At 71.6% G+C, this 12,204-nt stretch carries 8 protein-coding genes; all 8 read right to left on the bottom strand.

Translation table 11 applies throughout. From position 1 onward, the window contains the following. Positions 1 to 73 precede the first annotated feature (73 nt). Positions 74 to 1,048, bottom strand: a complete 975-nt coding sequence (locus AMK13_RS30705) for an enoyl-CoA hydratase/isomerase family protein (protein ID WP_241853101.1) — start codon at positions 1,046 to 1,048, stop codon at positions 74 to 76. Next, positions 1,045 to 2,316: a cytochrome P450 gene (locus AMK13_RS30700; RefSeq protein ID WP_079272671.1), complete on the bottom strand. Its 1,272-nt coding sequence runs from the start codon at positions 2,314 to 2,316 to the stop codon at positions 1,045 to 1,047. Before AMK13_RS30700 ends, AMK13_RS30705 begins: the two co-directional genes overlap by 4 nt. 278 nt (positions 2,317 to 2,594) lie before the next feature. Beyond that, on the bottom strand, positions 2,595 to 3,983 hold the full coding sequence (locus AMK13_RS30690; protein WP_074005014.1) for a cytochrome P450: 1,389 nt from the start codon (positions 3,981 to 3,983) through the stop codon (positions 2,595 to 2,597). Positions 3,984 to 4,073: 90 nt separating this feature from the next. Next, positions 4,074 to 4,664: a GTP-binding protein gene (locus AMK13_RS30685; protein WP_074005013.1), complete on the bottom strand. Its 591-nt coding sequence runs from the start codon at positions 4,662 to 4,664 to the stop codon at positions 4,074 to 4,076. After that, positions 4,639 to 5,013, bottom strand: a complete 375-nt coding sequence (locus AMK13_RS30680; RefSeq protein WP_049653843.1) for a DUF742 domain-containing protein — start codon at positions 5,011 to 5,013, stop codon at positions 4,639 to 4,641. Before AMK13_RS30680 ends, AMK13_RS30685 begins: the two co-directional genes overlap by 26 nt. Further along, positions 5,010 to 5,411 (bottom strand): roadblock/LC7 domain-containing protein, encoded by a 402-nt coding sequence (locus tag AMK13_RS30675; RefSeq protein ID WP_049653846.1) that lies wholly within the window; start codon positions 5,409 to 5,411, stop codon positions 5,010 to 5,012. The genes AMK13_RS30680 and AMK13_RS30675 overlap by 4 nt, the downstream gene beginning before the upstream one ends. Beyond that, positions 5,408 to 6,691 carry an ATP-binding protein gene (locus AMK13_RS30670; RefSeq protein ID WP_049653847.1) on the bottom strand — a complete coding sequence of 428 codons (1,284 nt, stop codon included), beginning with the start codon at positions 6,689 to 6,691 and terminating at the stop codon, positions 5,408 to 5,410. The genes AMK13_RS30675 and AMK13_RS30670 overlap by 4 nt, the downstream gene beginning before the upstream one ends. A gap of 467 nt (positions 6,692 to 7,158) precedes the next feature. Next, a complete protein-coding gene (locus AMK13_RS30665) occupies positions 7,159 to 12,105 on the bottom strand; it encodes an NAD-glutamate dehydrogenase (RefSeq protein ID WP_074005012.1) in 4,947 nt (1,648 codons plus the stop codon). Positions 12,106 to 12,204: the final 99 nt, after the last annotated feature.

The raw sequence follows: 12,204 nt of genomic DNA, 5'->3' as shown, positions 1-12,204 counted from the left end.
ATCGACAACCGGCTCCCCCACGCGTGGAAGGGGCCCGGGTCCGAGGACGCGGGCCCCTTCGCGCACGCACCGGTCAGGAGGCCGGCCCCCGGTCGGCCAGGCTCCGGGTGTAGTGGGCGGCGGCCAGGACGGAGGCCATCAGCTCGGAGTCCAGCACGGCGGCGTCGGCCAGCCGGGTCGCGGACGCGTGGGAGGCGAGCAGCGTCTTGGTGACCCGCAGGGCGGCCTCGGAGCGGCGCGTGATGGGGCGGGCCCACTCGGCCACCGCCTCGTCCAGCTCCTGCTCGGGGACGACGCGCTGCAGGATGGCGAGCTCCCGCGCCTCCACCGCGCCGACCGGGCGGCCGGTCAGGATGATCTCGCGGACCCGGGCCGCGCCGACCTCGTGCAGCAGCCGGGGCAGCAGGCCGCCCCAGGCGACGGGCAGGCCCAGGGCCAGTTCGGGCAGCCGGAAGACGGCGTTGTCGGCGCCGGCCCGCAGGTCGCAGGCGAGCGCCAGGGCGAAGCCGGCGCCGGTCGCCCGGCCCTGGACCCGGGCGATGGTGACGGCGGGGCTGTTGACGAGGGCGTCGCAGACCCGGCGGGCCTTGTCCCCGTAGGCCCGTATGCGGCCGCCGGTCGGGTCCTCGTCCAGGCCCGCGAGGAGTTCGTCGCGGTCGCCGCCGAGGCAGAAGTCCCGGCCGGCCGCGGAGAGCACGATCACCCGCACGGCCGGGTCGGGGACGGCGAGGAGGGCGAGGAGTTCGTCCAGCATGGCCGAGGTGACGGCGTTCCCCGTCCCCGGGCTGTCCAGCTCGACGTGGAGCACCGCGCCCCGGAGCTCGGAACGGACCGTACGGGCGGGCGCGGGTTCGGGGACCACCGCGGCTTCGGGAACCGGAGCGCCTTCGGGAGCGGGAGCACCTTCGGGGACCGGCGCGGACTGCGGGACCGGCGCGGACTGCGGGGCCGGCGGGTACCAGCCGGTCGTCGTCGACGGGTGCGGGACGTACGGCGGCGGCTGCATCGCGTACGGGGGGTACTGGGGAGCCTGCGGGGAGACGTTCATGCGGACACTCTCAGGGACGTCACCCGGTGGAAGACCATCCGGGGCGCGTGCTCCGGCGGGCTCACCGCCCGCAGCGTCGGGAAGCGCTCCAGCAGTTGACCGATCAGGGCCCGCGCCTCCAGCCGGGCCAGGCCCGCGCCGAGGCAGTAGTGGGCGCCGCCGCCGAAGGTGAGGTGGGTGCCCCGGCGGAGCGGGTCGAAGGCGTGCGGGTCCGGGTTGCGGCGCGGGTCGCGGTTGGCCGCGCCGTACATCACGTGGACCATGGTGTCCTTGGGGAGGAACGTTCCGGCCAGCACGGTGTCCTCGCCCGCGACGCGGCTGTTGACGCGGATCGGCGGGTCGTAGCGCAGCGCCTCGTCGATCGCCTCGTCGATGTGCTCGGGCCGCTCCCGCAGCCACTCCCACGTCCCGGGCGACCGCAGCAGCTGCCACACCAGTGAGGAGAGCAGCGTCGCCGTGGTCTCCAGCGAGGCGATGGTGACGAACATGGTGAGCTGGTAGACCATCCGGTCGGTGGCCTCGGGGTCGGACTCCAGCGCGTCCCAGGTGCGGATCCAGCCGGCGATCACGTCGTCGCCGTCGTTGTCGCGGCGTTCCCGGACGAGCCGGGTGAAGTACGCGCGAAGGTCCATGGTGGCCTGCTCGGAGACCGCCAGCTGGCTCTTGGTGGGCAGCAGTTCCTGGGCGTGCACCTGGTTGTGGGTCATCGTCAGGATGTGCGGGTAGTCCGCGCGGGGGATGTCCAGCCAGCGCCCGATGGTGCCGATCGGCAGCTGCTCGCTGACCACGGAGGCGAAGTCCGCCTCGCCGTCCGCCTGTATTCGCTCGGCCAGGCGGTCGAGCAGTTCGGTGGCGTCGGCCTCGATCCGCGGCGTCATGTCCCGGAGGGTGTTGCGGTCGAAGAGGCTGCCGAGGCTGCGCCGCTGCCGGGTGTGCTCGGGGGCGTTGAGGCGGGAGAGGGTGCGGCTCATCTCCTGGGTGGCGACGGCCTCCCAGCGCTCCGTCCCGGTCTGCCGCTCCTGCCAGGCGAAGTCGGGGACGAGCCAGGTCCTGCCGCGCAGGACCTGGTCGCAGGCCTCGTAACCGGTGACCAGGTAGCCGCCCCAGGGCGCCGGGACGAGGTCCCCGAGCGCCCGCAGCCCGTCGTAGACCGGGCTCGGGTCGGCGAGCCCCTCGGCCGACCGCAGCCTCCGCAGCAGCGGGACGGCGGCACGGCGGTCGACCCTGCCGTCAGGGTGCTCCGACTCCGCGGGGCGGGCTTCCAACATGGCGGTCACACGGGCTCCTTCAACACGCGGGCGGGCAGTACGGCGGCGTACTACCCAGCACCAGCGCGCTCAAGCGTCGATCCGTGTTGCCCCCGTCACGTACTGCACCGTCGTCGCACGCCGTTCACCTCGCGGTGACCGAACGTCCGGTGACCGAACGGCTGGTACCCGAACGGCCCGTGACCGGACGGCCCGTGACCGAACAGCCGGTCCGAACGGCCGGTGGCCGGACGGCCCACGACGGCGGGTCGGGCCGGGAGCCCGGAGCCCTGGACGCCTCAGACCCGGAAGACGTCCAGGAAGGAGCTCCACCAGCCCTTCTTCTGCGGGGCCCGGGCCGGACCGGCGGCGGCCTGCGGGTACGCCTGCACCTGCTCGGCGGCGGCCTGCGCGGGCGCGGGGGCGGGGGCGGTGTCCGCGCCCACGGCCGGCCCCGCGGTGCGGGCGGCCACCGGGCTGAACCGCACCGGCAGCGAGACCAGGCCGCGCTGGAACGGGCCCGGCCGCCACTCGACGCTCTCCGCGGGCACCGCGAGCGTGACGTCCGGGAGCGCGTTGAGCAGGCACTCGATCGCGCTCAGGGCGATCAACTGGGCCGGGGACTTGGCCGGGCAGGCGTGCGGGCCGGCGCCCCAGGCCAGGTGGGCCCCCTTGCTGAGGGTCAGTCGGGCGTCGGTCAGCACCGGGTCGCTGTTGGCGGCGGCGAAGCTGATCACCACCGGGCTGCCGGCGTCCATCGGGACGCCGCCCAGGTTGAGGTCCTGCATCGGGTAGTGCGTCGCGTAGTTGGCGATCGGCGGGTTGTTCCACAGCACGTCGTCGAGGGCGTCCTCGATGCGCAGTCCGGCACCGCCCTCGCCGGACAGCAGCAGGAGCAGCGCGTTGCCGATGAGGTTGCGCTCGGGCTCGACGCCGGCGCCCATCAGCATGACCAGCTGGTCCTTGAGCTCCTCGTCCCGCAGCCCGGCCGGGTGCTGGATGAGCCAGGAGGTGATGTCGTCGCCCGGCTGGCGGCGCTTCAGCGCGACCAGGTCCATCAGGCAGGAGGTCAGCTCCTCGTTGGCCTGGATCACGTCGAGGCCGTCGAAGAGCGCGGACATGCTGCGGGTCAGCCGGTCGCCGATGTCGGCCGGGCAGCCGAACAGCTGGTTGAACAGCAGCAGCGGCAGCAGCTTGGCGTAGTCGTTGAGCAGGTCGGCCCGGCCCAGCGCGCTGAACTGGTCGATCAGGTAGCCGGCGATCCGCTCGACGTGCCGGTTGAGCCGGTTGTCGTTGAGCCGGTCCAGGCTCTCGGTGACGGCCTTGCGCAGCCGCAGGTGCTCGGCGCCGTCCGTGAAGAGGCAGTTGGGCCGGTAGAACATCATCGGCAGGACGGGGCTGTCCATCGGCACCCGGCCCTCGTTCAGCGCCGCCCAGCGCCGCGAGTCCCGGGCGAACATGCCCGGGTTCTGCAGCACCCGCAGCGCGGCCTCGTGCGAGGTGACCAGGGTGGCGTCCACCCCCGGCGCCAACTCCACCGGCGCGGCCGGGCCGTTGGCGCGCAGCTTGTCGTAGACCGCGCCGGGGTCGGCCGAGAACATCTCCCCGTAGAGCGGCGTGCTCACGCCGGCGTGCATCGGGCAGCCCGGCGGAGGCGACTGCGGTACGGGTCGCTGCAGAGATTCCATGGGTCGTTCCTTGGAGGAGGCCCCGGGCGGGTGCGGACCCGGGAGACGTGAGGGGAGGAAGGCGTGGGGGAGGGAGGAGCCGTGGGGAGGTCAGGAGGCGCGGTCGAGCAGGTGCCGGACGAGCGTCAGCAGGGCGTTGGCCGAGGAGCGCTGGTCCCGCGCGTCGCAGAACACCACCGGCGTGTGCGGCAGCAGGTCGAGCGCCTCGCGCAGCTGGTCCTCGGTGTACCCGCTCTCCCGGTCGAAGCTGTTGACCGCGACCGCGTACTCCAGGCCGTACTGCTCGATCAGGTCGATGACGGGGAAGGTGTCCGCGAGGCGGGTCGGGTCGGCCAGCAGCAGCGCCCCCAGCGCCCCCCGCGCCATGTCCTCCCAGAGCTGCATGAACCGCTGCTGGCCCGGCGTACCGAACAGGTACAGCACCAGGTCGTCGCCGAGCGTCAGCCGACCGAAGTCCAGGGCGACGGTCGTGGTCTTCTTGTCCGGCGCCCCGCGGAGGTCGTCGACGCGGATGGACGCCTGCGTCATGCTCTCCTCGGTGCTCAGCGGGGCGATCTCCGACAGGGCCCCGATGAGCGTCGTCTTGCCGACCGCGAAGTGCCCCACGACCAGGATCTTGACAGCGGTCGTCACCGCGCCCGGGACGTAGATGTCCTCAGGCGAACCGGCGTTGAAGTCCATGCAGTACCTTCTCTAGAAGTCTCGGGTCCGGGGCCTGGGCCGGGGGCGGGGCCGACCGCCGCAGCAGCCGCCCCTCACGGATCAGGTCCGTCAGCAGCAGCCTCACGACCCCCACCGGCAGCTCCAGCCGGGCCGCGACCTCGGCCACCGAGAGGTAGCCGCCGGAGCACAGCTCCCAGATCGCCCGGGTCTCCGGGCTCGGCAGCGCGGGGAGGTCCTGCTCGGGCGCGATGGTGACCAGGGTGATCAGAGACAGGTCGTCCGCACTCGGTAACGCGCGCCCACCGGTGATGACGTAGGAGCGGATGAAGCCGCCGGAGACCCGCTGTTCCTCGCCGCCGGTCGTCATGAGCCGCTGAGCGTGCTCTGGCGCGGCGCCGCCGACATCGCCCGTCCGAGCGCGCCCACCTGCTGCTGCATCCGGAAGGACATCGCCTCCATGTCGACGTCGGGGGCGGTGGAGGCGGCCAGGTACGCGCCGCTGCCGGCCGCGATCAGGAAGATCCAGCCGTGGTCGTACTCCAGGAGGGTCTGGCGCCAGACCCCGGCGCCGCCGCCGACGAACGGGGCGACCGCGCGGCTCAGCGACTGCATCGAGCTCATCGCGGCGGCGTTGGTCTCCGCCTCGTCACGGCCGATCTCGCTGGACCGTTCGAGCAGGAGGCCGTCGGCGGAGACGAGGATAGCGTGCCGGGCGCCCGGTACCTGGAGTACGTCGTTGAGCACCCAGGAAAGATCGCGGCTCACTGGATCTCGGTTCCTTCCGTGGTCATGGTGTTGCGCCCGGACAGCGTGCCGCGCTGGAACGCGCCGAGGCGGGACGGCGTGTACTGGCCGGTGCCCCGCGGATCCTCGGCCCGACCGGGACCGGGCTCCTGCGGGGTGGGGACGACCGACACGGGACGCTGGCGGCGGCGCCGGGGCAGCAGTCCGTCCGCGGTCGTCTCCGGTCCCGCCGTCGCCGCGTACGGCGTCGGCACCGGGGCCAGGGGCGCCGTCGGCTCGGACAGCGACACGAGCCGCTGGCCGGCCCCCGGCGCCCAGGCCTGCGCGGGCTGCTCCACCGGCGCGGCCTGGTAGTCGGGGTAGTCGGTGTGCTCGGCGACGGGCGGGGCCGCGACCTCGCTGCTCAGCAGCTCGGCCGGCAGCAGCACCACGGCCCGCACGCCCCCGTACGGGGAGACGGAGTCGACGGAGACCCGGAAGCCGTAGCGGGCGGCCAGCATGCCGGAGACGGCGAAGCCGAACTTCGGGGGGTTGCCCAGGCTGGTGAGGCTGATCGGCGCGCCCGGGTTCAGGAGCAGCGACGCGCGGTCCTTCTCCTCCTGGCCCATGCCGAGGCCGGCGTCGTCGATGATCAGGCAGACGCCGGTGGGGACGGCCTGGACGCTGACCTCCACCGGGGTGTCCGGGGCGGAGTAGTTGGTCGCGTTGGCGAGCAGCTCGGACAGCACGACGGCGACCGGCTCGACGACCTTGCTGGCGAGCGAGACGCTGACCCGGGAGTGGATCCGCACCCGGTCGAAGTGCCGGATCCGGCCCTGGGCGCTGCGGACCACGTCGAAGACCGAGGCGACGCTCTCACGGCGGCCCAGCCAGCCGCCGCAGAGCACCGCGATGCCCTGGGCACGCCGGCCGAACTGGCTGTTGGTGTGGTCGATCGTCATCAGGTCGGCGAGGATCTGCGGGCTGTCGCCGTACTTCCGCTGCACCTTGTCGATGACGATCTGCTGCTCGTCGGCCAAGCCCTGCAGCGTCCGCATCGCCGCCTTGAGGACGGCCTTGGTGTCCTCCTCGGCGTCCCGGCGGACGGCCGTCAGCTCGGAGGCGTGCTGGCCCTGCAGGCGGTCGTGCAGCACGGCGAGTTCCTCGCGCTGCCGCTGTGCCAGGGCGCTCTCCTCCTCCAGCGAGGCGTTGCGCCGTCGCAGGGCGAGGTTCGTCCGGCGGGCCTGGAGGGCCGCTCCGACGGATACGAGCATCACCACGATGAAGACCCAGAAAAAGGGTTCCTGCACAAATGACGTCATGAAACTCTCTTCAGGTGGCATCGCGTGGGGCCGGTCCGGGCCCCGGAACGCGAATGGGACTGGCGGCCTGAACCTCTCCGAAAGGCACCCGATGTCACACCACATCGAAGTGCGTTCCGGTACGAGACCTGCGGCGACGCCTATCGCGGAGTCAGCCTACTGCACCTCATGCCATGTCAGAACAGATAGCAAAAAGGGCAGTTGGGGCGAAATTCCACGACTTGCTGGGAACTCTGACAAGAAATGGCGGCATTCGTGACGCCGCGTTAACCATAGGGACACATCCCGACCACACTTCGATTCGCGCGCAGCGTGATTCCGCTGTCACGCTCCGGAATTGACGGACCTCAGGACGGACCTCCGGACGACTTCTCCGGAGGGCCATCGGACGGCCCTCCGGGCGGGCGGCCGGACATGCGGAAGGGGCCCGCGTCCGTGGACGCGGGCCCCTCCGGTACAGCCGTCCGTCAGCGCATCGAACCGGTGCGCAGCAGGGTGCGGATGACGCGCATCGCGACCGAGAGGCTGGACAGCTCGTAGTTGTCCGAACCCCTTATGTCGTCGAGGGTGCTCTTGGCGCGGTTCAGCAGGGTCGCGTTGAGCTCGGCCCAGGCGGTGTACCGCTCCTCCGGGGTCGCGCCCTCGGGGCCGCAGGCCAGGATGTCGGCGGTCAGCGCCGCGTGCGCCGCGAAGAGGTCCTCGCGGATCGCGGCCCGGGCCATCGACGACCAGCGGTCGGTGCGGGGCAGCTCGATGATGCGGTCGAGCAGGTGCGAGATCTGGAGCCGGTCGCCCAGGTCGTAGTAGAGGTCGGCGACCTCGGCGACGTCCTTGCCGGAGCGGTCCGCGACCTCGGCGACGTCCAGGGTCGGGAAGACCGAGGAGAGGCCGGCGATCCGGGTGGCCAGCTCCTCCGGCACCCCGGCCGCGGCGAGCTCGCCGTAGATCGACTCGAACCAGGTCAGGTCCTCGCCGCGGAGCGGCTTGGGCAGCGACGCCCAGACCTGGTTGACCCGGTCGTGGAAGAACTCGATGGTGCCGGCGATGTCGAGCGGCTGGCGGCGGTTGTTGAGCATCCACCGGGTGGCGCGCTCGACCAGGCGCCGCGAGTGCAGCCGCATCTTGGTCTGCACCCGGGCCGGGACCTTGTTGTCCAGGTCCTCGATCTCGGCCCAGATCGGCTCCAGGTCGAAGACGGCCCGCGCGGCGGTGTGCGTCCGGGCGATCTCCTCGTAGGTCGCGCCGGTCTCCTCCTTCAGGCGGAAGGCGAAGGTGCAGCCACCGCGGTTGATCGTGTCGTTGACGATCAGCGTGGTGATGATCTCGCGGCGCAGCGCGTGGTTGTCGATCGCGTCGGCGAACCTCGCCCGCAGCGCGGTCGGGAAGTACTCGTGCAGCGAGGTGCGGAAGAACGGGTCGTCCGGCAGCTCGGTGGCCAGCAGCTCCTCGGCCAGGATGATCTTGGTGTAGGCGAGCAGGACGGACATCTCGGGCTGCGAGAGGCCGCGGCCGTTCTGCTGGCGCTCACGGATCTGGCGCTCGGCGGGCAGGAACTCCAGCCCGCGGTCCAGCCGGCCGGCCGACTCGAAGCGGCTGATCATCCGGGCGTGCACGTTGACCATGCTGTGCGCCTGGGCGACGGCGTTGGCCAGCACCACGTTCTGCGCGTAGTTGTTGCGCAGCACCAGGTGGCCGACCTCGTCGGTCATCTCGGCCAGCAGGACGTTGCGCTGCTTGACCGTCATGTCGCCCTCGGCGACCACCTGGTTGAGCAGGATCTTGATGTTGACCTCGTGGTCCGAGGTGTCCACACCGGCCGAGTTGTCGATCGCGTCGGTGTCGATCCAGCCGCCGGTGCCCTCCGGGCCGCCGGTGGCCGCGTACTCGATGCGGCCGAGCTGGGTGCAGCCGAGGTTGCCGCCCTCGCCGATGACCCGGGCCCGGACCTGCTCGCCGTTGACCCGGATGGCGTCGTTGGACTTGTCGCCCACCTCGGCGTTGGTCTCGGTGGAGGCCTTGACGTAGGTGCCGATGCCGCCGTTCCAGAACAGGTCGACCGGGGCCTGGAGGACGGCCCGCATCAGCTCGGCCGGGGTCAGCTTGGTCGCCGACACGCCGAGGGCGGCGCGGACCTGCGGGGTCAGCTGGATCGACTTGGCGCTGCGCGGGAAGACCCCGCCGCCGGCCGAGATCAGCGACCGGTCGTAGTCGTCCCAGGAGCTGCGCGGCAGCTCGAACAGGCGGCGGCGCTCGGCGTACGAGGAGGCCGCCTCCGGGTTCGGGTCCAGGAAGATGTGGCGGTGGTCGAAGGCGGCGACCAGGCGGATGTGCTCGCTGAGCAGCATGCCGTTGCCGAAGACGTCGCCGGACATGTCGCCGATGCCGATGACGGTGAAGTCCTCGGTCTGGGTGTCGACGCCGAGCTCGCGGAAGTTGCGCTTGACCGACTCCCAGGCACCGCGGGCGGTGATGCCCATGCCCTTGTGGTCGTAGCCGGCCGAGCCGCCGGAGGCGAACGCGTCGCCCAGCCAGAAGCCGTAGGACTCGGCGACGCCGTTGGCGATGTCCGAGAAGGTCGCGGTGCCCTTGTCGGCGGCGACGACCAGGTAGGTGTCGTCCTCGTCGTGGCGGACCACGTCGGCCGGGTGCACGACCTCGCCGCCGACCAGGTTGTCGGTGATGTCGAGCAGCGCCGAGATGAAGGTCTTGTACGAGGAGACGCCCTCGGCCAGCCAGGCGTCGCGGTCGACCGCCGGGTCCGGCAGCTGCTTGGCGACGAAGCCGCCCTTGGCGCCGACCGGGACGATGACGGTGTTCTTGACCATCTGCGCCTTGACCAGGCCCAGGATCTCGGTGCGGAAGTCCTCGCGCCGGTCGGACCAGCGCAGACCGCCGCGGGCGACCTTGCCGAAGCGCAGGTGGACGCCCTCGACCTGCGGCGAGTAGACCCAGATCTCGAACGCCGGGCGCGGGGCCGGCAGGTCCGGGATGGCCTTCGGGTCGAACTTCATCGACACGTAGGAGTGCCACTCGCCGGAGGCGGCGTGCTGGAAGAAGTTCGTCCGCAGGGTGGCCTTGATGAGGTTCAGGAAGGAGCGCAGGATGCGGTCCTCGTCCAGCGAGACGACCTCGTCGAGGGCGCCGGACAGCTCCTCCAGGATGCCCTCGGTCAGCTCCAGGGCGCCCGCGCGGTGGCTCGGGCTCAGCCGGGCCTCGAACAGGTTGACCAGCAGCCGGGTGGAGTGGGTGTTGTTGCGGAGCGCGTCCTCCATGTAGTCCTGGGAGAACGTGGAGCCCGCCTGGCGCAGGTACTTGGCGTACGCGCGCAGCATCATCGCCTGGCGCCAGGTCAGCCCGGCGGTCAGCACCAGCTCGTTGAAGCCGTCGTTCTCGGCCTTGCCGGTCCAGGTGGCGGCGAAGGTCTCCTGGAAGCGCTCGCGGGCCTCGTCGGTGAGCTCGGTGGCCTCGCGCAGCTTCAGGCCGAAGTCGTAGACCCACGCGGTGCTGCCGTCGGAGCGGCGCAGCGCGTACGGGTGCTCGTCCAGCACCTCGACGCCCAGGCGCTGGAGCACCGGCAGGACCTCGGTCAGCGAGATCGGGCCGCCGACCCGGTAGATCTTGAAGCGGCGCTCGTCGTCGCCGGCGCCGACCGGCTGGTACAGGTTCAGGCGGAAGTCGCCCTCGCCGTGCAGCGACTCGATCTGCTTGATGTCGGCGACGGCGGTGCGCGGCGGGAAGTCGGCGCGGTAGCCGTCGGGGAAGGCGTTGGCGTACTTGTGGCCGAGCTCGGCGGCCCGCTCCTCGCCCAGCTCGGTGTGCAGCTGGTCGTGGAAGCCGTCCATCCAGAACCGGGCGGCCTCGGCCAGCCGGTTCTCGATCCGCTCGATGTCCGTGTCGCTGAGGTGCGGCAGCGCGGTGCCCGGGGCGACCCGGACGACGAAGTGCAGACGGGTCAGCACCGACTCGGTGGCGTACACCGTGTAGTCGATGGTGGCGCCGTTCAGCTCCTCCTTGAGGATGTCGGTGATCAGCAGCCGGATGCGCGTGGTGTAGCGGTCGCGCGGCAGGTAGATGAACGCCGAGAAGTAGCGCCCGTACTCGTCCTGGCGCAGGAACAGCCGCAGCTTGCGGCGCTCCTGGAGGTAGAGCACGCTCGTCGCGATGGAGAGCAGCTCGGAGGCCGGGGTCTGGAAGATCTCGTCCCGCGGGAAGGTCTCCATGATCTGGAGCAGGTCGCGGCCGTCGTGGCTCTCGCTGGAGAAGCCGGAGTCCTCCAGCACCTCCTGGACCTTGCGGCGCACGACCGGGATGCGGGTGACCGACTCGGTGTAGGCGGCGGAGGAGAACAGGCCGAGGAAGCGGCGCTCGCCGACCGGCTCGCCGGCGGCGTTGAACTTCTTCACGCCGACGTAGTCCAGGTAGGCCGGGCGGTGCACGGTGGACCGGCTGTTGGCCTTGGTCAGGACGAGCAGCTTCTTCTCGTGGGCCTTGGCGCGCACCGGCGCGGAGAGCCGGCCGAAGGCCTCGCTGACGGCGTGGTGGGCGTCGTCGTGGCTGTGCGGGTCGGAGCGCAGGATGCCGAGGCCGGTCCCGGCGACGGCCTTGAGGACCTCCTCGCCCTCGTGCTCGACCAGGTCGTACTCGCGGTAGCCGAGGAAGGTGAAGTGGTCGTCGGCGAGCCAGCGCATCAGCTCCCAGGCCTCGCCGACCTCCTGCTCGGGCAGGCCGGCCGGGGGCTCCTCGGCCAGCTCGTCGGCCAGGCGCAGGGCGCTCTCGCGCATCTTGCCCCAGTCCTCGACGACCTCGCGGACGTCGCCGAGCACGCGGCGCAGGTCGGCCTCGATGGCGCGCAGGTCCTCGCGGTCGGTCTCGCGGTCGACCTCGATGTGCATCCACGACTCGACGGTCGCGTCGGCGGGCCACTCGGTGCCGGCGGCCTGGCTGCGGGAGCAGGCGTCGACGTCCAGGATCTCCAGCAGCTTGCCGGTGATGTCGCGGCGGACGACCAGCTGGGGGTGGATCACGACGTGGATCGCGCGGTCCTGGCGGGACAGCTCGTTGGTGACGGAGTCGACCAGGAAGGGCATGTCGTCCGTGACGACCTCGACCACGGTGTGGCCGCAGGACCAGCCGTTCTCCTCGACCGAGGGGGTGTGGACCCGCACCTCGGCGGTGCCCTGCGGGCGCTTGAGGCCCAGGCGGTAGTGGGAGGCGGCCGCGCCGTACACGTCGACCGGGTCTCTGTCGACCAGGTCGTCGGGCGCGGTGTGGAGGTAGTAGTGGTGCAGGTACGCGGTCAGAGCGCCGTTGCTCAGACCCTCCCCCGGCGCCGCTCCCCCCACCTGGCTGTTCTCAGCGGCTGCGGCTGCCTTCTTGAGCAGTTCGGCCTTGGCTGCGTCCAGCTTGGTCTGCATGACTTCTTGGCTCCTGTCGCGCGCCGTTGCGTGACTCGGTGGTGTGTGGATGTACACCGACGGGTCACCGCAATCCTGCCGCACCATCCGACTGAAAGG

The organism is Streptomyces sp. CB02056, assembly GCF_001905545.1.
Taxonomy (GTDB): Bacteria; Actinomycetota; Actinomycetes; order Streptomycetales; family Streptomycetaceae; genus Kitasatospora.
The sequence above is the reverse complement of the archived record's forward strand: the minus strand, read 5'-3'. Positions and strand labels throughout refer to the sequence as shown.